The 24,080-nt window shown below is 58.9% G+C and carries 21 protein-coding genes and 1 other RNA gene; 14 read left to right on the forward strand and 8 right to left on the reverse strand.

Annotation, left to right across the window (positions count from 1 at the left end; genetic code table 11):
• Positions 1-123 precede the first annotated feature (123 nt).
• Positions 124-1,797, forward strand: coding sequence for a DNA repair protein RecN (gene recN, locus AB7933_RS28965; protein ID WP_024077448.1), 1,674 nt, complete (start codon positions 124-126; stop codon positions 1,795-1,797).
• An 84-nt stretch (positions 1,798-1,881) separates the two neighbouring features.
• Here recN and fur read toward each other — a convergent pair whose 3' ends face one another.
• The gene (gene fur / locus AB7933_RS28970; RefSeq protein WP_024077449.1) at positions 1,882-2,286 is read right to left on the reverse strand and encodes a ferric iron uptake transcriptional regulator; all 405 of its coding nucleotides are present in this window, start codon (positions 2,284-2,286) and stop codon (positions 1,882-1,884) included.
• A 98-nt stretch (positions 2,287-2,384) separates the two neighbouring features.
• Here fur and AB7933_RS28975 point away from each other — a divergent pair, with 98 nt between their 5' ends.
• Entirely contained in the window at positions 2,385-2,912 is a 528-nt protein-coding gene (locus AB7933_RS28975) for an outer membrane protein assembly factor BamE (RefSeq protein WP_024077450.1), read from the forward strand.
• Positions 2,913-2,978: 66 nt separating this feature from the next.
• Here the strand turns inward: AB7933_RS28975 and AB7933_RS28980 are convergent, their stop codons facing one another.
• A complete protein-coding gene (locus AB7933_RS28980; RefSeq protein WP_024077451.1) occupies positions 2,979-3,281 on the reverse strand; it encodes an RnfH family protein in 303 nt (100 codons plus the stop codon).
• Positions 3,274-3,708 carry a type II toxin-antitoxin system RatA family toxin gene (locus AB7933_RS28985; RefSeq protein WP_024077452.1) on the reverse strand — a complete coding sequence of 145 codons (435 nt, stop codon included), beginning with the start codon at positions 3,706-3,708 and terminating at the stop codon, positions 3,274-3,276. The genes AB7933_RS28980 and AB7933_RS28985 overlap by 8 nt, the downstream gene beginning before the upstream one ends.
• Before the next feature lie 168 nt (positions 3,709-3,876).
• On the opposite strand from AB7933_RS28985, the gene smpB reads away from it, so the two are divergent.
• Positions 3,877-4,359: an SsrA-binding protein SmpB gene (gene smpB / locus AB7933_RS28990; protein ID WP_024077453.1), complete on the forward strand. Its 483-nt coding sequence runs from the start codon at positions 3,877-3,879 to the stop codon at positions 4,357-4,359.
• Positions 4,360-4,395: 36 nt separating this feature from the next.
• Here smpB and AB7933_RS28995 read toward each other — a convergent pair whose 3' ends face one another.
• The gene (locus AB7933_RS28995) at positions 4,396-5,163 is read right to left on the reverse strand and encodes an FCD domain-containing protein (RefSeq protein ID WP_024077454.1); all 768 of its coding nucleotides are present in this window, start codon (positions 5,161-5,163) and stop codon (positions 4,396-4,398) included.
• A 259-nt stretch (positions 5,164-5,422) separates the two neighbouring features.
• Between AB7933_RS28995 and AB7933_RS29000 the strand changes: the two genes are divergently transcribed.
• The 7 genes from AB7933_RS29000 (at position 5,423) to ssrA (ending at position 13,917) form a co-directional block, all read left to right on the forward strand.
• A complete protein-coding gene (locus AB7933_RS29000; RefSeq protein WP_024077455.1) occupies positions 5,423-7,117 on the forward strand; it encodes a lactate permease LctP family transporter in 1,695 nt (564 codons plus the stop codon).
• Positions 7,118-7,251: 134 nt separating this feature from the next.
• Positions 7,252-8,076: a (Fe-S)-binding protein gene (locus AB7933_RS29005; protein WP_041161298.1), complete on the forward strand. Its 825-nt coding sequence runs from the start codon at positions 7,252-7,254 to the stop codon at positions 8,074-8,076.
• Complete coding sequence (locus tag AB7933_RS29010) at positions 8,073-9,527, forward strand: LutB/LldF family L-lactate oxidation iron-sulfur protein (RefSeq protein WP_024077457.1); 1,455 nt, start codon at positions 8,073-8,075, stop codon at positions 9,525-9,527. The genes AB7933_RS29005 and AB7933_RS29010 overlap by 4 nt, the downstream gene beginning before the upstream one ends.
• Entirely contained in the window at positions 9,527-10,198 is a 672-nt protein-coding gene (locus AB7933_RS29015) for a LutC/YkgG family protein (protein ID WP_024077458.1), read from the forward strand. The genes AB7933_RS29010 and AB7933_RS29015 overlap by 1 nt, the downstream gene beginning before the upstream one ends.
• A complete protein-coding gene (locus AB7933_RS29020; protein ID WP_024077459.1) occupies positions 10,195-13,005 on the forward strand; it encodes an FAD-binding and (Fe-S)-binding domain-containing protein in 2,811 nt (936 codons plus the stop codon). The genes AB7933_RS29015 and AB7933_RS29020 overlap by 4 nt, the downstream gene beginning before the upstream one ends.
• Before the next feature lie 136 nt (positions 13,006-13,141).
• Positions 13,142-13,420, forward strand: coding sequence for a hypothetical protein (locus AB7933_RS29025; protein WP_024077460.1), 279 nt, complete (start codon positions 13,142-13,144; stop codon positions 13,418-13,420).
• A 103-nt stretch (positions 13,421-13,523) separates the two neighbouring features.
• Positions 13,524-13,917: a transfer-messenger RNA gene (gene ssrA, locus AB7933_RS29030) on the forward strand.
• Between the two features lie 458 nt (positions 13,918-14,375).
• Here ssrA and AB7933_RS29035 read toward each other — a convergent pair.
• Genes AB7933_RS29035 through AB7933_RS29045 form a run of 3 tightly spaced genes read right to left on the reverse strand, consistent with a single transcriptional unit; the run spans position 14,376 to position 17,866 of the window.
• Positions 14,376-15,545, reverse strand: a complete 1,170-nt coding sequence (locus AB7933_RS29035) for an MFS transporter (RefSeq protein ID WP_024077461.1) — start codon at positions 15,543-15,545, stop codon at positions 14,376-14,378.
• 16 nt (positions 15,546-15,561) lie between these two features.
• Positions 15,562-16,977, reverse strand: a complete 1,416-nt coding sequence (locus AB7933_RS29040) for a saccharopine dehydrogenase C-terminal domain-containing protein (protein WP_024077462.1) — start codon at positions 16,975-16,977, stop codon at positions 15,562-15,564.
• Between the two features lies 1 nt (position 16,978).
• On the reverse strand, positions 16,979-17,866 hold the full coding sequence (locus tag AB7933_RS29045; protein WP_024077463.1) for a hypothetical protein: 888 nt from the start codon (positions 17,864-17,866) through the stop codon (positions 16,979-16,981).
• A 374-nt stretch (positions 17,867-18,240) separates the two neighbouring features.
• On the opposite strand from AB7933_RS29045, the gene AB7933_RS29050 reads away from it, so the two are divergent.
• Positions 18,241-19,203: an IS30-like element ISPpu17 family transposase gene (locus tag AB7933_RS29050; RefSeq protein WP_004577240.1), complete on the forward strand. Its 963-nt coding sequence runs from the start codon at positions 18,241-18,243 to the stop codon at positions 19,201-19,203.
• Between the two features lie 304 nt (positions 19,204-19,507).
• Here the strand turns inward: AB7933_RS29050 and AB7933_RS29055 are convergent, their stop codons facing one another.
• The gene (locus AB7933_RS29055) at positions 19,508-20,425 is read right to left on the reverse strand and encodes a LysR substrate-binding domain-containing protein (protein WP_024077465.1); all 918 of its coding nucleotides are present in this window, start codon (positions 20,423-20,425) and stop codon (positions 19,508-19,510) included.
• Between the two features lie 185 nt (positions 20,426-20,610).
• Between AB7933_RS29055 and AB7933_RS29060 the strand changes: the two genes are divergently transcribed.
• The 3 genes from AB7933_RS29060 to AB7933_RS29070 all read left to right on the forward strand — a co-directional run bounded on the left by AB7933_RS29060 (position 20,611) and on the right by AB7933_RS29070 (position 24,066).
• Positions 20,611-22,131: an ABC transporter substrate-binding protein gene (locus tag AB7933_RS29060; protein ID WP_024077466.1), complete on the forward strand. Its 1,521-nt coding sequence runs from the start codon at positions 20,611-20,613 to the stop codon at positions 22,129-22,131.
• Positions 22,132-22,236: 105 nt separating this feature from the next.
• Positions 22,237-23,154 (forward strand): ABC transporter permease, encoded by a 918-nt coding sequence (locus tag AB7933_RS29065; protein WP_024077467.1) that lies wholly within the window; start codon positions 22,237-22,239, stop codon positions 23,152-23,154.
• Between the two features lie 9 nt (positions 23,155-23,163).
• Entirely contained in the window at positions 23,164-24,066 is a 903-nt protein-coding gene (locus AB7933_RS29070) for an ABC transporter permease (RefSeq protein WP_024077468.1), read from the forward strand.
• The last annotated feature ends 14 nt before the right edge of the window (positions 24,067-24,080 follow it).

The raw sequence follows: 24,080 nt of genomic DNA on the forward strand, positions 1-24,080 counted from the left end.
CGCTCATTCCCCATCGCACTAAAAAAATCCCACATTCAAGCAAATCGAGCTAAGCGTCAGGATTGTCAGCCCAGAACAAAACACTGTATAAATAACCAGACCTAAAGCCTGGGAGCGGCCGTCATGCTCGTGCACCTGTCCGTACATAACTACGCCATCGTTGAACATCTGGATCTCGAACTGGATCGCGGGATGAGCGTAATCACAGGCGAAACCGGCGCCGGCAAGTCGATCATGCTCGACGCCCTGGGCCTGGCCCTCGGCGACCGTGCCGACAGCGGCGTAGTGCGCCCCGGTGCGGACAAGGCCGACATCCTGGCCACCTTCGACCTGGCGGACATCCCCGAGGCGGAAGCCTGGCTCGCCGAACGCGACCTTAATAATGAAGGCCCCTGCATTTTGCGCCGAGTCATCACGGCCGAAGGGCGCTCCCGCGGCTATATCAACGGCACCCCCTGCCCCCTTGGCGACCTGAAGGCCCTGGGTGAGCTGCTGATCGATATCCACAGCCAGCACGAACACCAATCCTTGCTGAAAACCGACACCCATCGCCGCCTGCTCGATGAATACGCCGGCGCCACAGACCTCGCCCGCCAGGTTCTCCTGGCCGCCCAACGCTGGCGCCAGACCCGCCTGGAACTGGAGCGACTCTCCAACTCCGGCGACGAACAACGCGCGCGCCATCAACTGCTCAGCTATCAGCTCGAAGAACTCGAAAGCCTGGGCCTTGGCGAAACCGAGCTGGAACAGCTCGAACAGGAACACAAGAACCTCACCAACGCCGAAACGCTACTGGCTATTTGCAGGCAAGTCGTAGAGCAATGCAGTGAAAGTGATTCGGGCAATGTACTCAACGCGCTGACGGCCAGCCTCAATCGGCTATCCAGCGTGAACAATGCGTCCGGCTCGCTGAACGAGGCCACCACCCTGCTGACCAGTGCGCAGATCCAGGTCGAGGAGGCCGTGGGCGAACTCAACCGCTTCCTTGATCACTTCGACGCAGACCCAGCACGCTTGCAGGAAATAGAAGAACGCCTGGACACCATCTACACCCTGGCGCGCAAACATAGAATCCAGCCTACCGAATTGGCGGCCATGCAGCAGAAACTGCTGGATGAAATCGAAACCCTGAACGCGAACGACGAATCCATTGAGCGGCTGGGCGACGAACTCGCCTCCTTCGCTCGCCATTACCAGGAGAAGGCTCGCGAATTGAGCGATCTTCGCCAGCAGGCAGCGACCAGCCTGGCCAGTGCTGTAGAGCAGGAAATCCAGCGCCTCGGCATGCCGGGTGGGCGCTTCAGCATTGAGCTGCACACCAATACCAGCGATGAACTGCAACCCCACGGCCTTGAGCAGGTGGAACTGTTGGTCAGCGCCAACCCTGGACAACCACTCAAAGCGTTGGCAAAAGTGGCCTCGGGGGGTGAGCTTTCGCGGATTAGCCTCGCGATCCAGGTGATTACGGCCCAGACTTCACGCGTCCCGACGCTGGTATTCGATGAGGTGGACGTCGGCATTGGCGGGCCGACCGCCGAAATCGTGGGTCAATTGCTCCGTCGCCTGGGGGATCGCGGCCAGGTGCTGACGGTGACCCACTTGCCGCAAGTGGCCGCCCAAGGGCATCAGCACTTGTTTGTGCATAAAGTGCGAGGCAACGATAAGACCCATACCGCTGTGTCCAAGCTGAACAAGTCAGAGCGAGTGGAAGAAGTGGCGCGCATGCTGGGCGGTATCGACTTGACCAAGGAGTCCTTGGCTCACGCGAAAAAAATGGTCGTGGCTGCGAAAGCCTAAGCCGAACATTTCCTTTCTTAAGACAGCACGAAGGCGACCCTAGGGTCGCCTTCATTCGTTTGCAGAACACGTCTGCGTCGAATTTTACTTTTTCTTACGGATGTACAGCACCAGATTGTGGTCCACCAAATCGAAACCATGCTCTTCGGCGATAGCCTTCTGGAGCTTCTCGATTTCCGGACTGGTGAACTCGATAACCTCATTGGTATCCAGGTCAACCATGTGGTCGTGATGACCACCGTCAGCCAATTCGAACACCGCATGACCGCCGTCGAAATTATGACGAACCACCAGCCCTGCGGCTTCAAACTGGGTCAGCACACGGTAAACCGTGGCCAGGCCAACGTCCTCATTAGACTCCATCAGCGCCTTGTAAACATCTTCGGCACTCATGTGGCGCTGCTCAGCAGAATCGAGCATTTGTAGAATCTTGACTCGTGGCAGAGTCACTTTAAGACCGGCTTTGCGTAGTTCGCTATTTTCAACCATGGTTAGCTTTCTCGCGGATGCTGCTTCGCAGCTTCTCTTAATACGGGTATGATCGGCGTTTACGTTGTCCCAGCCAAGATAGTGGAAGTCGCCCACCGATGCAAAACACCAAGCTCTTGCTAACCAGTTTCACCTTTGTGGGACTGCTCGCACTCGCCGGTTGTTCATTCCCCGGGGTTTACAAAATCGACATCCAGCAGGGCAATGTCGTCACGCAGGACATGATAGACCAGTTACGTCCGGGAATGACCCGACGGCAAGTACGGTTTATCATGGGTAATCCCCTGCTGACTGACACTTTCCATGCCGATCGCTGGGATTATCTCTACAGCATCCAGCCTGGTGGCGGTGAACGCCAGCAGGAGCGCGTCAGCGTCATCTTCAATGGCAATGACCAGCTCGTCAGCCTGTCCGGTGACTTCATGCCCGGTGTAAGCCGTGATGAAGCCTTGCTGGGCAAAGACAACGGCACCAACGTGACTGCGCCTGCGCAGGAAAGCGAGAAGCCGAAGTCCGAGGTACCGGCCAAGCCTGGCTCCTTGCTCGACAAGATCCAGAAGGACGTCGACGGCGTGCAAACTGTTCCAGTCCCGACGCCACAGCCTCTGGATACCAGCCCGCAGTAAGTTTGCGGCGCTCAACAAAAAGCCCGGCGTGCCGGGCTTTTTGTTGCCTATCAGTAATCGGCAAGCCTACGCCCCCTGCTTCCTGGCCAGCGCTGCCTTGGCCGCACGCAGCCGGCGCACCTCTTTAGGGTCGGCCAGCAAGGGGCGGTAAATCTCGATACGGTCACCCGGCTGAACGGCGCGCGCATCGGCGTCCGCCACGACCTTACCGAATATACCCAATGGGCAACCAGCAAGGTCCAACCCAGGAAACTGCAATCCGATCCCCGACGCCTGGACCGCCGCTCGCAGACCAGTCCCCGCCGGCACCTTCACCGTCAGCAACACCTGGCGATCCACGGCGGCATGCACCACCTCAATCTCAACCATGCAGTTGCTTGGCCCGCTCACAGAACGCGTCCACCAGAGTATTGGCCGCCTGATTGAACAGAGGCCCCAGCGTTGCCCGCACAATGGGGCCAGCGTAATCAAACGACAGATCAAGGCTGATCTTGCAGGCTTTCTCGGTCAGGGCCTTGAATACCCATACACCATGTAATTGGGTGAAGGGCCCCTCCTGCAGGTTCATCTCGATGGATTTTCCCGGAACCAACACATTACGCGTAACAAAGTGCTGACTGAGCCCCCCCTTGGCCACGCCAACACTGGCAACCATGTGCTCGTCACTGCTCTCCTTCACCTCAGCGGTCGAGCACCAGGGCAGGAATTCCGGGTAACGCGCCACGTCGTTGACCAGGTCATAAAGCGCCTGAGCCGGATAAGGCAGCAGGGCCGAACGTTGAATATGCGTCGTCATGTGAGCGTTACTTCCACAGCTGAGCGGCAAACATCGCGAAAGAACAGCCCGATCCGCGAGAGAAAAAAACCAAAGAACTGCCGGCATTGTCCGGGATTCGTCCAACACGCTCAAGCACACAGGTTGACCGTAGCCGACACGCTCGCAACTCCCTATAATGCCGCCCCTATGGCTAAACAAAAGAAACACCCCACAGGGACCATCGCGCAAAATAAAAAGGCGCGACACGATTACTTCATCGAACATAGGTTCGAGGCTGGTCTGGTCCTGGCCGGCTGGGAAGTAAAAAGTCTGCGCGCCAGCAAGCTGCAACTGGTCGACAGTTATGTGCTGCTCAAGGATGGCGAGGCATGGCTGCTGGGCAGTCATATCACCCCGCTGACTACCGCGAGCACTCACGTGATTGCCGACCCGGTACGCACACGCAAGCTGCTGCTCAATGCCCGCGAACTCGACAAGCTGGCTGCCGCCGTACAGCAGAAAGGCTATGCCTGCGTCTGCCTGTCCTGGTACTGGAGCAAGCACCTGGTCAAGTGCGAGATCGCCCTGGGCAAGGGTAAGAAGGAATACGACAAGCGTGACACCGAGCGCGAACGCGATTCCAATCGCGAACTGCATCGCGCCGTGCGCAACAAGGGCAAGGAAGAATAATCCTGGTGACGCCGTAGCTTGGGTGCCTCACCCAAGCTACATGCCCTTGCGTCGCTCCGCCCGGGCCATACGCTGAACTTCCTGACGCACTTCCTCCAACACCTCCTGCACATACAGCAGGTGACGGGTTGAGACCTCGCGCGCCTGCTCGGCCCGCCCTTCGATAATCGCCAGGTACAGATCCCGGTGCTGACTGATCAGCATGTCGCGGGTTTCCGTGCGCTGCTGGTACATCCCGCCGATATTGGTGACCACGTTACGCTTGAGCAGATCGAACAAACCACGAATGGTGTGCAACAAGACAGCATTGTGGCTCGCCTCGGCAATGGCCAGATGGAACCTCGCATCAGCAGCCCCCTCCTCGGCCCGGCTCACTTTATCGTCGCGCGCATAACAATCCTGCAGCGCTTCAAAAGCAGCCGTCAGCCGCTCACGGTCGACCTCGGTAGCACGTAACGCCGCGTAGTAAGCGCAAGAGGCTTCAAGGGTCTGGCGAAACTCCAGCAGATCACGCTGAGCCTCGGGGTTGTTCTCCAGCAGATGCAGCAGCGGATCGCTGAACGTCGAGCCCAAGGACTCAGCCACATAATTGCCACCACCCTGGCGGCTGACCAACAACCCCTTGGCCGCCAGCTTCTGAATCGCCTCGCGCAGCGACGGGCGCGAAACCCCAAACTGCTCAGCCAAAGCGCGCTCGGCCGGCAACCGCTCGCCCGACTTGAGCGTGCCCTCAAGGATCATGCCCTCAAGCTGCTCGACAATATCGTCAGACAAACGGCGCTGACGCACCTGATCAAACCCCATAACTCACTCTCCACGATCCCGACCACTCGCCGGGGCCTCTATTCTGGCCTATCGCCGCACTTGCGGCACCTATCAGAGTGCTCTCGATTCATCCGATCAGAGCACCGGCACGCGCCCCTACGACCAAAGTTTCGCAGGCGGCAAATTGACACACCGCTATCCAGGCTTTTACTCTAGCCAACAGCGGCTGTAAATTGGTCTTACCAATTATCCACGCCGACTAAAGTGCCTGACCAACAACAATTAGGGGCCACCCCATATGCAAACCTGGCAACAGCTCTACAGCCCGCTCGGCAGCCTCGGCCTGTCCGCACTGGCAGCCGTCATTCCCATCGTATTCTTCTTCCTGGCCCTGGCCGTGTTCCGCCTCAAAGGCCACGTCGCCGGCAGCATTACCCTGGCGTTGTCGATCCTGGTGGCGATCTTTGCCTTCCAGATGCCGGTGGATATGGCCTTGGCCGCAGCTGGCTACGGCTTCGCCTACGGCCTGTGGCCCATCGCATGGATCATCGTGGCCGCGGTATTCCTCTACAAACTGACCGTCAAGAGCGGCCAGTTCGAGATCATCCGCAGCTCAGTGCTGTCGATCACCGACGACCAACGCCTGCAAGTCCTGCTGATTGGCTTCTGCTTCGGCGCGTTCCTCGAAGGTGCCGCCGGCTTCGGTGCGCCCGTGGCAATTACTGCCGCGCTGCTGGTCGGCCTGGGCTTCAACCCACTGTACGCCGCAGGCCTGTGCCTGATTGCCAACACCGCACCCGTAGCCTTCGGCGCACTCGGTATTCCGATTATCGTCGCCGGGCAAGTCACGGGCATCGATGCATTCAAGATCGGCGCCATGACCGGCCGCCAACTGCCGTTGCTGTCCCTGTTCGTGCCGTTCTGGCTGGTATTCATGATGGACGGCCTGCGCGGCGTGCGCGAAACCTGGCCCGCAGCGCTGGTTGCAGGCTTGAGCTTCGCCGTCACCCAGTATTTCACCTCCAACTTCATCGGGCCGGAACTGCCGGACATCACCTCGGCGCTCGCCAGCCTGGTGTCTCTGACCCTGTTCCTGAAGGTCTGGCAGCCCAAGCGTACTGCTGGCGCACAGATTGCCGGCGCTACCTCCAGCGCAGCGGTCACCGCCAGTGCCGGCGGCTTCGGCCTGCCGCGCAGCACAGTCGCCTCGCCGTTTAGCCTGGGCCAGATCTTCAAGGCCTGGTCGCCGTTCCTGATTCTGACCGTGCTGGTAACCATCTGGACCCTCAAGCCCTTCAAGGCGATGTTCGCCGCGGGCGGCTCGATGTACAGCTGGGTGTTCAACTTTGCGATCCCGCACCTGGACCAACTGGTCGTCAAGGTTGCGCCCATCGTGACCAACCCGACAGCCATCCCGGCGGTGTTCAAACTGGACCCGATTTCGGCGACCGGCACGGCGATTTTCTTCTCCGCGCTGATCTCGATGCTGGTACTCAAGATTGACATCAAGACTGGTCTTACCACTTTAAAAGAGACCTTCTACGAACTGCGCTGGCCTATCCTGTCCATCGGCATGGTTCTGGCCTTCGCCTTCGTCACCAACTACTCCGGCATGTCCTCGACCATGGCCCTGGTACTGGCGGGCACGGGTGCGGCCTTCCCCTTCTTCTCGCCATTCCTCGGCTGGCTGGGGGTTTTCCTGACGGGCTCCGACACCTCGTCCAACGCCCTGTTCAGCTCGTTGCAAGCCACCACCGCCCACCAGATCGGCGTCAACGACGTCTTGCTGGTAGCGGCAAACACCAGCGGCGGCGTAACCGGCAAGATGATTTCGCCACAATCGATCGCGGTGGCCTGCGCCGCCACTGGCCTGGTCGGCAAGGAATCCGACCTGTTCCGCTTCACCCTCAAGCACAGCCTGTTCTTCGCCACCATCGTCGGGCTGATCACCTTGGCCCAGGCCTACTGGTTCACCGGCATGCTGGTGCATTGAGACCACACGCAATAGGGTAAAAACCGACGCCGAACAACGATTTCGGCGTCAGCTTTCCACAACCTGTCTGCAGGGTCGTAGAGCAAAGCGACCCTGGCGGACAGATAACCGGGACCACCCGGAGAATGCGCCTGATGAGCGAGCTTTTTTACAACGCTGTGCCGAACGCCACCCGTGTCGCAGCGCCTCTGGCCCCGCCACGTGAATACCCCAGCGTAAAACCACCGAAGGTCTACCTGTTCGGCACCTGCGTGGTGGACTTGTTCTACCCCGAAGCCGGCATGGACGCGATTCACCTGCTGGAGCGCGAAGGGATCCGCGTGGACTATCCGCAAGGGCAAAGTTGCTGCGGGCAGCCGGCCTACACCTCAGGCTACACCGAGCAAGCCCGGCAAGTGGCGCGCGCCCAACTGGCACTGTTCACCGACAATTACCCGGTAGTGGTGCCCTCCGGCTCTTGCGCGGGGATGTTGCGCGAGCACTATGCCGACCTGTTCAAGGATGAGCCTGAAACGCTGCAACACGTGCGGGCCCTGGCCGCGCGGACCTATGAGTTGGCCGAGTTCCTGTTGTTCGTATGCAAGGTGCAACTCAACGACAGCGGCGCCCCCATTAAAGTCGCCCTGCACACCTCATGCTCCGCACGTCGAGAAATGAACACCCACCTCCATGGCCGCGAACTGCTGGGCCAACTGCGCAATGTCGAGCGCGTCGACCACAGCCATGAAAGCGAATGCTGTGGCTTTGGTGGGACGTTCAGCGTGCGCATGCCAGACATTTCCGGTGCGATGGTGGCCGACAAGACCCGGGCCTTGCAGGAGTCCGGCGCCCATCAGGTACTGAGTGCCGATTGCGGGTGCCTGATGAACATCAACGGCGCCCTGGAGAAACAGCACGCGGCCTTGCGCGGTCAACACCTGGCCAGCTTCCTGTGGCAACGCACCGGAGGTGGACGATGAACCCTGCCGCGCTGATTCCGACCGTCGAGGTGTCAGAAGACTTCCGCACCCGCGCCCACCAGGCATTGGGCGACGCGCAACTGCGAAACAACTTTCGCAAGGCAATGGATTCCCTGATGACCAAACGGGCAACGTCCTTCAACGATGCCCACGAACGTGAACACCTGCGCGCCCTCGGCAACGCGGTGCGTGCCCGCGCGCTGTCCAAGTTGCCGGACCTGCTGGAGCAATTGGAAGCCAACCTGACCCGTAACGGCGTCACCGTACACTGGGCGCAGACGACAGCAGAAGCCAACGCGATCGTGCTGTCGATCATTCGCAAGCGCGAAGCCACGCAAGTGATCAAAGGCAAGTCCATGGTCAGCGAAGAAATGGACATGAACCACGTGCTCGCCGCCCAAGGCATCGAATGCCTGGAGTCGGACATGGGTGAGTTCATTGTTCAGCTCGACCATGAGAAACCGTCCCACATCATCATGCCGGCGATCCACAAGAACGCCAGCCAGGTCGCGTCGCTGTTCCACGACAAACTCGGCGTGGAGTACACCCAGGATGTCGACCAACTGATTCAGATCGGTCGCCGCGTGCTGCGGGAAAAGTTCTTCGAAGCCGATATTGGCGTCTCGGGCGTCAACTTTGCCGTGGCTGAAACCGGCACATTGCTATTGGTGGAAAACGAAGGCAATGGCCGCATGTCGACCACGGTGCCCCCGGTGCATATCGCCGTGACGGGCATCGAGAAGGTCGTTGAAAACCTGCGTGACGTGGTGCCGTTGCTATCGCTGCTGACCCGCTCGGCGCTGGGCCAGCCGATCACCACCTACGTCAATATGATCTCCGGCCCGCGCAAGGCCGATGAACTCGACGGCCCGCAAGAAGTGCACCTGGTGCTACTGGATAACGGCCGCAGCCAGGCGTTTGCCGACAGCGAATTGCGCCAGACACTCAACTGCATTCGCTGCGGTGCCTGCATGAATCATTGCCCGGTCTATACCCGAATCGGTGGTCACACCTATGGCGAGGTGTACCCCGGCCCTATCGGAAAAATCATCACGCCGCACATGGTCGGCCTGGCGAAAGTGCCGGATCACCCCAGTGCCTCCTCGCTGTGTGGTGCCTGTGGTGAAGTGTGCCCGGTGAAGATCCCGATTCCGGCATTGCTGCGCCGCCTGCGCGAAGAAAATGTAAAAGCACCGAATAGCCCACACCCCGTGATGCGCGGCCAAGGCAGCAAGTATTCACGCAAAGAACGATTTATCTGGAACACCTGGGCCCTGCTCAATCGCTCACCGAGGCTGTACCGGTTGTTCACCCTGGCCGCGACTCGCCTGCGCGCTCTGGCACCGAACAATGTCGGGCCCTGGACGCAAAACCATAGCGCGCCGAAACCCGCCGCCCGTTCGCTGCATGACCTGGCACGCGAGCATCTGGCCAAACAGGGAGAACGTTGATGAGCGCCAAGCAGAATATCCTCGACAAATTGCGCCAAAGCCTGACAGGCACTACACCGGTGCCCGACGATTTTGACGAAGCCCTGGTAACCGAGATCTATACCTACCCGCCCGAGCAGCGCATCGCGCAACTGCGCAAGCTGATGGAAGCGGTGCACACGGAGATCCACCTCACCCACAGCGCCGACTGGCCAGCCTTGCTCGCACAACTGCTGCAAGCACGCGACCTGCCCAGCTTGCTGATTGCACCAACAACGCCCCACGGGCGCCGCATCACCGAACATTGGGCGAACAATCCACAACTGCCGGTGCTCAAAGCCTACGACCGGCCGGTGGAAGAATGGAAAGCAGAACTGTTTAACGAGACACCGGCCAGCCTGACCACTACCCTCGGAGCGATTGCCGCCACGGGCAGCCTGATTCTTTGGCCGACGCGGGAAGAACCGCGCCTGATGAGCCTGGTTCCGCCGGTGCACTTTGCGCTGCTCAAGGCCAGTGAGATTTACGACAACTTTTATCAGGTCCAACGCCAATTCGCCTGGGCCCAAGGCATGCCCACCAATGCCCTGCTGGTGTCCGGCCCGTCGAAGACCGCCGACATCGAACAAGTACTGGCTTATGGCGCCCACGGTCCGAAAGACCTGGTGGTGCTGATCCTGGAGGACCAATGAGTCTGCCTGCTGCTTTTCTCACTGACGTCGCACAGCTGATCCCGAGCAATCGACGCTTCGACGACCCACTTTCCACCCTGGCATTCGGTACCGATGCCAGTTTTTACCGACTGATCCCACAACTGGTGATCCGCGTGGAGTCGGAAGACGAAGTCGTGGCGCTGCTGCAACTGGCTCAGCGTGATCATGTGCCAGTGACGTTCCGCGCGGCAGGCACCAGCCTCTCCGGGCAGGCCATCAGCGATTCGGTGCTGATCGTACTGGGAGACAACTGGAACGGCCGTGAGATTCGTGGGCAAGGCACGCAAATCCGCCTGCAACCCGGCGTGATTGGCGCCCAAGCCAACGCCTGGCTGGCGCCGTTCGGGCGCAAGATCGGGCCGGATCCGGCGTCGATCAACGCGTGCAAAATCGGCGGCATCGTTGCCAACAATGCCAGCGGCATGTGCTGCGGTACGGCGCAAAACACCTACCACACCCTGGCCGGCATCCGCCTGGTATTGGCGGACGGCAGCCGCCTGGACACTGAAGATCCGGCCAGTGTCGCGACCTTTCGCACACAGCATGGTGCGCTGCTGGAACGCCTGGCGAGCCTCGGTCGAGAGACGCGGGCAAACGCCGAATTGGCTGCAAAGATCCGCCACAAATATCGTCTGAAAAACACCACCGGTTTGTCACTCAACGCCCTGGTGGATTTCGATGAACCGCTGGATATCCTCAGCCATCTCCTGGTGGGCTCCGAAGGCACGCTGGGCTTTATCAGCGCGGTCACCTACGACACCGTGATTGATCATCCGCACAAGGCGTCAGCGCTGATCGTATTCCCGGATGTCGAGACCTGCTGCAACGCCGTAACAGTCCTGAAAACCCAGCCAGTCTCAGCCGTTGAGCTGCTGGATCGACGCAGCATGCGCTCAGTGCAGGACAAACCCGGCATGCCCGCGTTCGTACAGCAGTTGTCGGAAAACGCCTGCGCACTGTTGATTGAATCCCGCGCCGCATCATCCTCTTTGCTCCACGAACAACTGGCGCTGATCATGGCGTCCCTGGCCGCTTTCCCGATGGAAAAACAGGTCGACTTCAGCGAAGACCCCGTGGAAAACGCCCGCCTGTGGGCGATTCGCAAAGACACCTTCCCTGCCGTCGGCGCCGTGCGAAAAACCGGCACCACGGTGATCATCGAAGACGTGACCTTCCCGGTCGAGCAACTGGCCATCGGCGTCAACCGCTTGATCGAGCTGTTCGACAAACATCACTACGACGAAGCCATCCTTTTCGGACACGCCCTGGAAGGCAATCTGCACTTTGTGTTCACCCAAGGCTTCAACAGCGCCGAGGAAGTCACACGCTACCAGGCGTTCATGGATGACGTCGCGCAACTGGTCGCGGTGGAGTTTGGCGGCTCGCTGAAAGCCGAGCATGGTACCGGTCGCAACATGGCACCGTTCGTCGAGCTGGAATGGGGCAGCGACGCCTATCAATTGATGTGGCAACTCAAGCGCCTGCTCGACCCCAACGGCATTCTCAACCCCGACGTGGTGCTCAGCAACGACCCGCAAATCCATCTCAAGCACCTCAAGCCGCTGCCCGCCGCCGACGAGCTTGTGGATAAGTGCATCGAGTGCGGTTTCTGCGAGCCCGTGTGCCCGTCGAAAGGGCTGACCCTGAGCCCGCGCCAACGCATCGTGATCTGGCGTGACATCCAGGCGAAAAAACGCGCCGGCGTCGACACCACCGAATTGGAAACGGCCTACCACTATCAGGGCATCGATACCTGCGCGGCCACCGGCTTATGCGCCCAACGCTGCCCCGTAGGAATCAATACCGGCGACCTGGTGAAAAAGCTTCGCGCCCGCGACGCCGACCATACGAAAACCGCCGAATGGCTCGCCAGCCATTTCGCCACGGCATTGCAAGGCGCGCGCTTTACCCTGCACGTCGCCAATGGCGCCCGCATGCTGCTGGGCGCCCCGCGCCTGGCGAGGCTGTCGGCCAAAGTGACTCAACTGTCCAAGGGGCAAATCCCGCAATGGACCAACGCCATGCCGCAGCCGGAAAAAGCCATACGCTTCAGCCCTCCGGTCACGGACGAACGACCACGGGTGGTCTATCTCGCCGCGTGCGTCTCGCGCGCCATGGGCCCTGCGGCTGGGGATAAAGAGCAAATGTCGCTGTATGACAAAACCCGTGGCCTGCTGGAAAAAGCCGGTTACCAAGTCGTGCTCCCCGACAACCAAGACAGCCTGTGCTGCGGCCAGCCTTTTGCCTCCAAGGGCTACGCCGAACAGGCCGAACACAAGCGCCAGGAACTGATCGGCGCCCTGCTCCACGCCAGCCGTGGCGGTCTTGACCCGATCTACTGCGACACCAGCCCCTGCACCCTGCGCCTGGTGCAAGACCTGGGCGAGACCCGCCTGGATCTCTACGACCCCGTGCGTTTTATCCGAACCCACCTGATGGACCGCCTCGACTTCACACCGCAGGAAGCGCCGATCGCGGTACACGTCACCTGCAGCACCCAACACCTGGGAGAAAGCCAGGCACTGATCGACCTGGCGCGACGCTGCTCGAAAAACGTGGTGATCCCGGAAGGCATCCATTGCTGTGGTTTCGCTGGCGACAAAGGCTTTACCACACCGGAACTCAACGCCCATTCCCTGCGAACGCTCAAGGAGGCGGTGCAATACTGCAGCGAAGGTATCTCCACCAGCCGCACCTGCGAGATCGGCCTGAGCCAACATGGCGGCATCGATTACCACGGTTTGGTGTACCTCGTGGACCGGGTCACCCAGGCACGGGCGCATTAATCCGGCAAAAAAACAGAACCCCTGCGCACCGGCGTAGTCATCTGCATAGGCCTCGGCGACCGAGGCTCATCAGTGATGTCGCTGGCAGCCCATGACGGCCAGCAGCGTCGAGCCCTATTTCGCAAGGAGATTCCCTATGAAGCGTTCCGCTCTTGCTGGCTTGTTCATTACTGCTGCGATGCTGGCGTCACCTGTTTTCGCAGCCGGCGAGCCCGACCTGTGCAAGATCAACCTGGACAAAATCAACAACGGCAAAGCGCTGCTAGCCACCGACACCAGTGGCAAAAGCGGCGAGATCGATACCGCCGTGTCCCAGGCCAAGGCAGCCCACGCGGCAGGTGATGACAAAAGATGCATCGAAATCACCTCCAAAGCGTTGCAGGACCTGCAAGACAGCGACAAAGGCGGCAAATAGTCCATCGGATGCTCAAGGCCAACCTTCGGGTTGGCCTTCTGTGACCGTTTGACGTACACTGCACAGGCTTGTCACTCACTAAGAAACAACGAGTTACAAGCACGGGGCCGTTTAGGATTCGACGCCGGTCGCGAAACTTTAGGTGCATGCCGAGTTGGTAACAGAACTCGTAAATCCACTGTTGCAACTTTCTATAGTTGCCAATGACGAAACCTACGGGGAATACGCTCTCGCTGCGTAAGCAGCCTTAGCCCTTCCCTCCTGGTACCTTCGGGTCCAGCAATCATCAGGGGATGTCTGTAAACCCAAAGTGATTGTCATATAGAACAGAATCGCCGTGCAGTACGTTGTGGACGAAGCGGCTAAAACTTACACAACTCGCCCAAAGCACCCTGCCCGTCGGGTCGCTGAGGGTTAACTTAATAGACACGGCTACGCATGTAGTACCGACAGCGGAGTACTGGCGGACGGGGGTTCAAATCCCCCCGGCTCCACCACTTCAACATCTAAAGACGTCCACGGACGTCTTTTTTTGTGCCTGAAATCCAGTGAATACGGCGGTTTCAGGGCTATTGGGGCTTTCGAAGTTTTTTCGAGTTCCAGGCGGTTTGATATTCCCAACGGTATTCCCAACTCCCCAGCGCAAATGCTGGGAATACCAAAAGGTGTCAAGGACTACCTCTCATGTACGCCCCCTCCGTCCGCCGCTCACGGCAGTCAAACCAAAAGACCAGGACTACGCCCTCACCGATGGCAACGGGCTCCAACTGCGAGCCAGGGTCAATCGCTCGATAGGCAGACATCGACGTCAACAAACGCATCTGGACCATCCCTGCGGAGAGAATGAAAAAGCGTCGTCTGCATACCATCCCGTTGACCGAACATGCACTCTCGCTATTGGAAACGCCTAAGCCCCTGCCCGCCTATGCCCTTCAAACAAAGCCCCTGGCGCAATTCACTCTTGTACGGGGGCTCTGCGCAAAACCAACATCGCAATGAAAACCGCACCGACGCCCCCCACCGTGATCATCAATCCATGCTCGCTGATGTAGGACACTGTGGCCCCCGTGGCAATGGGCCCCAACACGCTGCCCAAGGTATAGAACATCGCAATGGCCGTCATGGCGGTGGACACTTGATGTTCTCCAACCCGGTCTCCCGCCTCGATCACTGCCAGGGTGTTCATGCCGCCAATGGCGCCTCCCCACAGGAACACGATAATCGTCGCCAACCAAGGAAGCGGCTGGCTGAACGGAATGGCCAGGGTGCCCAACAACAGTATCAAGCCGCAGACTAATTGGCCGACTTTGTACGAACTGCGGTCGGCCATCCAGCCGATCGGCAGTTGCAGGACGGTGCCGCCAATGCCGAACACCGATATCAGCAAGGTGGCGGCGGTCAACAGATAACCGGCCGAGAGGCTGTAGCCTGCCAGGAACGATACGGATGAGGTTTCCGAAAAGCCTGCGATAAACGCGCCACACAACGCCGTGAGGATGACGCTGAACAACTTGCCATGGCGTTTTTCCGCCGGGGTTTGCGGTCGCGTATCGTAGCCCCTGAGGGTAAAGGCCAGCGCACCGGATAACAACACGATCACGGCACAGGCGTAGTAAGGCGCGGCGCTGCCGACGCCGAACACAACCAACAGCAGCGGGCCAACCGCAATACCCAGGCCCATCAAGGTCTCATGCACGCCGATCGCCCGGCCGCGCTCGTCTTTCGAGGCGACCGCGACGATCCACGTATCGCAGGCAATCCAGCGCAGGATCAAGCCAATACCGAGCACGAAGTTCAGCAAAAAAATCAGTACCAAATGGGTAGTCAAGGTCATGCCGATCAGCGCAGCAATCGTCAGCGCTGCGCTGAGGATATTCGTCTTGATGAGCCCCAGATGGGCCAGCAAACGCGGAACCCATTTGTAGAGCAACAGGATCGCCAACCATGAGGCACTGACAATCACCCCGATCTTTGCCGGCTCGACGCCTTGCTGTTCCAGCGAAAGCGAGAGCAGCGGAGTGACGGTACCAATCTGCACGATCTGCGACAGGGCCGAGAGGGTGTTTATCTTGGTGAGCGCAAACCAGCGTTGTTTGTCGGTGTACTCAATACTGGCATTTTCCATTCGTGACCGACCTTGGCTAGACAGCGGTAAAGTGTTCGAACTGCCACGGGCAGAGCTCACCTTCGGGCTTGTGGAATAGAGCATTAATGGTGTCCAGAGGCGTCCAGTCGGTCTGGATGCCTTCGAGACTTCCGAGGAAGGGTAGAGCAATTTCCAGCACCCGACGATGATCCATCTGTTCCGGCTCGACGATCCCGCGGTCGGGGTTTTCGATGGCCCAGAGGATGCCTGAATACACACCGGCAGCCACTTGCAGGCTGGTGGCCGTGTTGAACGGGGCAATCTGCCGTGCCTCGTCGATGCTCAGGATCGAACCGTACCAATAGGCGTTCAGGGCATGGCCCATGAGCAGCACGCCAAGCGCGTCGACACCACCTGGGGCAATCTCATCGTTCAAAATCCGTTTACTGTCCTGGAGCTTCCAACCCCTTCCGACATATTCGTGCACCGACAGCAGTGCATCGTCGCAAGGGTGGTAGGCGTAATGCACCGTTGGCCGGTACAGCAGCACGCTGCCATCCTTAACCGTCAAAAAGTCGGGAAGCGAAATGGCTTCGTTGTGGGTGATCAACAGACCCGTGCAGGGACCACCGTTGGGAGTCCAGGTTTTCACTGGCACCGAGGCACCGGGGCGCTCGAGGTAGATTGCATTATTTGAACCGAACGGGTGATGGCGAGCGAAGGGTGGCCAGGTTTTCTCATGGGACCCCCAGCCCAGTTCGGCGGGCTGTCCGGCTTCGCTGACGAACCCGTCGACTGACCAGGTGTTGACGAACTCGTCATCTGACTTGATGCGTGACGAGCGTTGAGTGTCGCGTTCAGCGATGTGTATCACCTTTACGTTCAGCGCCATCGCCAGTTCGCCCCAAGCCAAGCGCCCCTCGGCCTCAGGCACAGCCACGCCGAGTTTCGCGGCGAGCTGCAGTAATGCCGCTTTGACGAAGTGCGAGACCAGGCCCGGGTTCGCACCGTGAGTCACGACCGCAGTAGGACCCGGCCCGAGCTCATCTCCAAGGGCCAGCAACTGGTCGCGCAACGCGTAATTGGAACGCTGCGAGGTGGTCAGAGTGGGTTCGTTGTACATGCCCTCCCAGGGTTCGATGCAGGTATCGAGATACAGCGCGCCTTGAGCATGGGCAAACCTAATCAAATCAGCACTGCTCACATTGACCGATAGGTTGACGATGAAATCACCACGCTGGACCACATCGCGCAACACGTGCCCAAGATTCTCGGGCGTCAACGCCACGTCGATAAAACTTACCCCCAGTTCGACGAACGGCTGGTGTTGCTCTATCTGCGGAGCGATGACCACAACCGATGAGAGGTCGAATGTGTGCGCGCGGACCAGCAGCCCGATGGTCGCTTTGGTGATCGAGCCGAAGCCGATAAACACCCATTTTTTGCCGGAAAAACTCGCTTCCTTGCTCATTTCAAATGGCCTCTAGAGTGGACTCGGTTGCGTCCAGGTGTTGGCTGCCTGGGGTGGCGGTCTCGCTGAAATCCGGTAGGCGTCCGGTTGCGAAAAACTGCTCCCATTCGCAAAATATCTTGGGCACGTAAATCAACGGCATATCGTGTCGATACAATGCCTTTACCGACTCTGCAAACGCCGGATCCTGATGATTGGCGAACCAGTATCGATTGTTGTCATGCAAGTAGACTGGACACTTTTCAACGTTAGTCATATTGATGTAATTGCCCAGTGTCTTCTCAGCGATACGCTGCCAACCCTGTAACACCCACTCGTAGAGCTGACCGCGCTCTGCCGAGGTCAACTCGTACACCTCGCGCTTGAACTTCTGCACGCTCATGTCGCGACAGAACATTGAAAAGGCATACACATCAGAGTTGAAGTTGACCGCTGGAATCGGCGCTGACATCAAAGGGTCATAAAGTTCGTCATCCAGATCATCTGATTGCGGACAAAACGCCACCGCATCAAAGTCTTCGAACAACACTTTAACATTGGTAACCGGGCACGTTAGATAGAGCTTTTTGTTTAGAGCGTGGCCCGTAGCCAACGCTTCGGCAGAGAACTCACTGAGCGGACTGAAGAGCGTAGACAGCCGTCGAACTTCTTGAGCCACGCTGTACGTGTTCTGCTCTACGCTGGTGGTCGGGCAGATGATTAGACAAGCTACTGCTTCTCTGGCCTCGAGCGCTCGCACATAAGTCTCAAAGCTAGCCCTGGCCTCTTGCGCGGTTCGAGCAATAGCCAGCATATAGCGATTCTTACTGAACTCTCGTCTACCCGCCGCGCATCCCAAGCAACTGATGAACCAATCTTTTATTTCATCCAAAATTTTCTGATCGTCCATGGATCACCGTCCTGATCGCTTTCCAGGTTTTGTGACAAACAGGTATGAGAACGGCCTTAATCGCTCTGGATTCGGCCTGATTACGAAGCGATTAGTACAATGCAGACATTCTAAAAACCAATACTTTTAAGAAATAAGGTTATAAAAATCTTTAACACGAAATGGACGGTTTCTGAAAGATCATGTTGCACCGGCTTACGCACGCAACTCGCCAATTATTCATCGGATGCATACTTGCTCTTCGCGTGAGGGGTCAATCGTGCTGTTAACTCAAAGTACCTGAATTCATAGAATAAGCGCAACGCTTGAAACGAGAGGCAGAGAGCCAGCCACCGGTAGAATCCAGGCTCTCACACCGAAGGATTCAAGCGCAGATGACTACGCATTACCGGCAGCTGACTCAGGGACAACGTTACCAGATTGAGGCTGGCTTGAGCGCCGCAGAGAGCCAGGCGAGCATTGCAAAGCGGGTCGGCGTGCATCCCTCGACGATCAGTCGCGAGGTTCGCCGCAACAGCACCCAGAATATCTACAAGGCTGTTTCTGCGGCCCATGAAAGTGATGCTCGTCGAGCGGGTGCGCGCAAGTTTTGCAAGCCGGCGACATGGCTCAGCCATCATCTCCCGGTGTGGCTCAAGCATGGCATGAGTCCGGAGCAGATCGCCCAGCGGTTGAAGCAGGAGCAGCCAAGCCGGGCGGTCAGCCATGAGTGGATTTATCGGTTCATTGCCGCCGAACAGCGCGCCGGTGGTGAGCTTTATACCTATCTGCGACATCGCCGAAAGCGCTACCGGAAACGCTATGGAAGCCACGATCGGCGCGGGCAGCTGCGTAATCGCGTGTCAATCAGTGAACGCCCAGCCGAGGTCGAAAGCCGCGAGCGCCTGGGGGACTGGGAGGGCGATACGGTACATGGACTGGGCGGTAACCTGGTGACCCTGGTTGATCGCAAAAGCGGCTATCTGAGCGCCTATCCGGTCAAGCGCAGAACGCGCCGGCAGGTAACGCGGGCGATCAATCTGATGCTTCAGGGCCATGCCGCTCACACGCTGACGCTGGATAACGGAAGGGAGTTTGCCGGGCATGAACGCATCGCGCTACGGAGCCAGTGCCAGGTCTTTTTTGCAGACCCCTATTCATCCTGGCAACGTGGCACCAATGAAAACACCAACGGTCTGCTCCGCCAGTATTTCCCCAAGGGCAGCGACTTCAGCAAGCTGACCGTCGAAGCCGTCAATCGGACAGTAGCGAGGATCAATCTACGCCCGCGCAAGCGCTTGGGCTGGAAGACGCCGTACGAAGTGCATACAGGGGTGAGCGTTGCACTTATGTGTTGAATTCAGGGTAGTAAAGAGTCAATGGTGCGGAGCCGCTCAGGTAATGATTCAGAAACCATCTCACATGTTTTTCTCGCGGGGACCAGGGAGTCACGCAACCCCAGCGCTCAGGAATTGCCTCGCGCAATTGCTGCATCAGTACCCGGCCTTTTCCAAGGTCGCCACCCTGTGTGGTTCTGCGTACCTGCTGTATATCGCCTACAGCATCATCAAAAGCGTGCTGGCAAAAAAAACCGCCACTCATAGCGTTTGATTTGGGCGCCAGAGCGACCACAAGGCGCAAGCGTCGAGTCACCATGTCGTTTCAACGACGCTTCGCCTTCGCCAGCTCAGCGATCAGAAAATCCCTGAACGCAGAAACTGCCGCCGGTAAATTGCGTCCAGCCATGCTTTGCAGTTCGATGCGCCGTGCCTGCATGCCTTCATCAAGGATCGGCAAGCATTGCAACTGCTTGTCCGCTACCTGTTTGTGCAAGGTCATTTCGCTGGCCAGACTGATGCCTCCCTCTTCACGAACGAAACTGTAGAGCGCGGCAACGTAATTAGTGGTCAAGACCGGATCGAACAACAACCCCTGTACACCGCAACAGATGTCGAACAGTTGCCGTATCGTGGTATCGGCCTTAGGCAACGCAATGGGCCAGGGTTGCAACTCGGCGAGGCTGACTGCTTCACGCCCGGCCAAGGGATGAGAATTGGAGACCACGGCAAAAATCGCCCCGCTCAAGACATGTTCGACCTTGATTTCCTTTTGCGGGGTCAGGCTGAAAGTCATCGCCAGATCGGCTTCACCGGAGCGAACCTTCTCGGTCGCTTCAGCGGGTGCACAGACCTCCAACGTGAAATGAATGCCCTGGTACTCACGCCTGAACGCGCTGATGCTCGTGGGCATGTATTCCAGTGCAAATCCTTCCGAGCAGGCAACATGCACATGACCCCGTTGCAAGCCATGCAGCTCGGTAATTTCCAGCACCACCTGCTCGGCCTCAAGCTGCGACTTGCGTGCATAAACCGCGAGTCGCGCGCCCGCCTCGCTGAGCACCATGCCTCGGGCACGACGCTCAAACAGGCTGGCATCCAGGGCCAACTCAAGCTTGGAAATTTGTCGACTCACCGCTGACGCCGCAACATTCAGCCGCAGTGAGGCCTCGCTGATCGATCCGCATCGCGCGACTTCAAGAAAATAGCGCAGTGCCGTGGACTGCACGCCATACAGCTGCATCGGTGCCCCCAAGGATTGCCTTTTCGGCAAAGGAAGTATCGAAATATTGTGCTTGTGGCATTGATAGCCCTTCCCTACATTCGTGTCCAGACCAAAAAAACAGTGCCTGACCTTTTCATCCTCCTTTACGCATTTGCGATTCGCTGCCCTTTGATTCAACCACTCTCGCCAACGGAGACGACGGCATGGGCATCAAAGGTTTCGCTTGCAGTATTGCGCTGATGGGCCTTATCAGCAGCTTTCCGGCACATGCCGGCAAAGCCAACGACACCCTGGTTTACGCTTCCGACAGCGAGCCTGAAAACATCAGCCCCTATCACAACGATTTACGCGAAGGCGTGATTCTCGGCCGGCTGATCTGGGACAACCTGATCTACCGCGATCCCAACAGCGGCGAATACAAACCCATGCTGGCCACCAGCTGGAAGCAGGTCGACGACACCACCATCGACTTTGAGCTGCGCAAAGGCGTCAAATTTCACAACGGCGACGCCTTCACCGCCGACGACGTGGTGTTCACCCTCAACTACGTGGTGTCGCCCGAAGCGAAAGTCGTTACCGTGCAAAACGTAGACTGGATCAAGAGCGCCGAAAAAACCGGTGACTACAGTGTCCGCCTGTACTTGAAGAAGCCTTTCCCGCCGGCACTGGAATACCTGTCCAACGCCGTTCCGATGTTCCCCAAGCAATACTTCGAGAAGGTCGGCCTGGCCGAATTCAGTCGCAAGCCAATGGGGACCGGGCCGTATAAAGCCGTGTCGGTGGTGGCCGGCGAAGGCGTGACCATGGAGATCAACAAGGACTACTTCCCGGATAGCCCACAAGGCCAACCACATATCAGCCACCTCAAGTTCCGCGTGATCCCGGATGCAGAAACCCGCCTGGCCGAGTTGATGACCGATGGTGTCGACTGGACCTGGCGTGTCACCTCGGACCAGGCGGTCGACCTCAAAGGTATGCCGAACCTGACCGTGACCAGTGGGGAAACCATGCGCATCGGTTTCCTGATTCTTGATGCCCGGGGCACCTCCACCGAAAACTCTCCGATGAAGAACCTCAAGGTGCGTCAGGCCATCAACCATGCGATCAACCGCAATGCGCTGGCCACGCAATTGGTGGGTGGCGAAGCCAAACCCTTGCAGGTTGCCTGTTATCCAGGCCAGTTCGGCTGCGATACCACCGCGGCCACGGTCTACAACTATGACCCGGCCAAGGCCAAGGCGCTGCTCGCCGAAGCCGGTTACCCGAATGGCTTCGAGACAGAAATCTTCGCTTACCGCGACCGTGATTACGTCGAAGCCATCATCGGCAACCTGCGCGCCGTGGGTATTAACGCCAAGCTGCGCTTCCTGAAGTACGCCGCCCTGCGCGATCAGCAGCGTGGCGGCAAGGTGCCGATGTCGTTTCAGGCCTGGGGCTCGTTCTCGATCCTCGACACCTCGGCGTCGGCCGGTACCTGGTTCAAGGGCAATCCGGACGACAACATCAAGGACCCACAAGTCCAGGGCTGGTTGCAGACCGCCGACAATGCCCTCGACCCGCAAGTGCGCAAGGACAACTACCGCAAGGCCTTGCAGCGCATCAGCGAACAGGCCTACTGGGCGCCGCTGTTCAACTACTCGATGAACTACGCCTACACCTCCGAACTCGCGTTCACGCCGTACCCGGATGAGCTGCCGCGTTTCGTTCAGTCCAGTTGGAAGTAACCCGCAACCGAGCGGATTGATCGAGAGGTGCCGTGGCTTGCGGACCAACCCGCAGCACGGACACGTCCTCACACCTGTCATCCATTGGATATGAGGAAACTTGCCATGCTTGGATTCCTTTTGCGCCGCCTGGGCATCGCTATTTGCGTTGCGATTACCGTGTCGGTGATCAGCTTTTCTCTTTTGCATCTGTCCGGCGACCTGGCCACGGCCATTGGCGGGCCGGAAGCCACCAGCGAACAGATCGAACAGATCCGCGTGCAGTACGGCTTGAACAAACCACTACCGACCCAGTACTTCAACTGGCTGGGCGATTTGCTACGCCTGGACCTGGGCAACTCGTTTTTCTTTCAGGAATCGGTCTACAACCTCGTCGCCAGCCGCTTGCCCATTACCCTGGGGTTAGGGGCCATGGCGCTGGGTATCGCCTTGCTGGTAGCGATTCCACTCGGCGTGCTGGCCGCGGTCAAACGCGACACCTGGGTTGACCGACTGGCCTTGAGCATCGCGGTGCTGGGCCAGGCAATGCCAAGTTTCTGGTTTGCGCTGATGTTGATCGTGGTGTTCGCGGTGACGCTCAAGTGGCTGCCGGTGTCCGGCAACTCGACCCTGCTGCACTTCGTCATGCCGGCCATTGCCCTGGGCTACTACGCGACGCCGGCAATCATGCGCCTGACCCGCGCCGGCATGCTTGATGTGCTCAGTTCCGATTACATCCGCACCGCCCGCGCCAAGGGCCTGCGCCCTGCCCGCGTGTTGTTCAAGCACGCACTGCGCAACGCCTTGATTCCGGTGGTCGCGCTGGCGGCGGTGGAGTTCGGCTTCATGCTCGGCGGTTCGGTGGTGATCGAAACCGTGTTCTCCCTGCAGGGCATCGGTCAACTTGCCTGGGACGCCATCGCCCGTGACGACTTTCCGGTGGTACAGGCCGTGGTCCTGCTGATTGCGGTGATCTACATCATCCTCACCTTGCTGGCCGATGTGCTCAACGCACTGCTCGACCCGCGCATTCGCGTGCGCTAGGAGGCTTACATGAACACCTCTACTACCCTCGCGATCAATGACTACCTGCCACCGCCGAGCAGCCTGAGCCGAATACTTGGCAAGAGCTTTCGTCATCGTGGTTTCGCCATCGGCGCGGTGTTGCTGCTGATCATCTTCGCCGGTGCCCTGTTTGCGCCATGGCTGGCACCTTACGACCCTTATGCGCAAGACGTGATGCTGCGCATGAAACCGCCGGTATGGATGGCCCACGGCACCTGGGAATACGTGCTCGGCACCGACAAGCTGGGCCGTGACTACCTGTCGAGGCTGCTCTACGGCGCACGTATTTCGCTGTTCATCGGCATTGCGGCGGCGCTGATTTCCGGCTTTATCGGCACCGTCATGGGGCTGTTGGCGGGCTACTACGGCGGCAAGGTCGATGCGTTGATCAGCTATCTGATCACCACCCGGCTGGCCATGCCGGTCGTGATGGTCGCGCTGGCCTCGGCCTCGCTGATGGGCGGCTCACTGAAAGTGGTGATCGTGCTGCTCGGCTGCCTGTTATGGGATCGCTTCGCGGTGGTGGTCAGGGCCTCGGTGCAACAGATTCGCGATGCTGAATATGTGGCGTCGGCCCAGGCGCTTGGCTGCTCGACCCTGCGCATTCTGGTCAGTGAAATCCTGCCCAATCTGGTCGGCGCGCTGATCGTCGTCGCGACGCTGGAAATGGCGCACGCGATCCTGCTGGAGTCGGCACTCTCGTTCCTCGGGGTCGGCGTGCAGCCGCCGACGCCGTCCTGGGGTTTGATGATCGCTGAAGGCAAACCCTACATGTTCTTTTCCCCATGGGTCATCGCCATTCCCGGCGTTGCCCTGATGATTCTGGTGCTGGGCATCAACCTGGTCGGTGATGGCCTGCGCGATCTGATCCTGCCCGACGGCCGTAACTGATAGACCGCCGTAAC

Origin of the sequence: Pseudomonas gorinensis (genome assembly GCF_042015035.1) — a bacterium.
GTDB classification, from domain to species: domain Bacteria; phylum Pseudomonadota; class Gammaproteobacteria; order Pseudomonadales; family Pseudomonadaceae; genus Aquipseudomonas; species Aquipseudomonas gorinensis.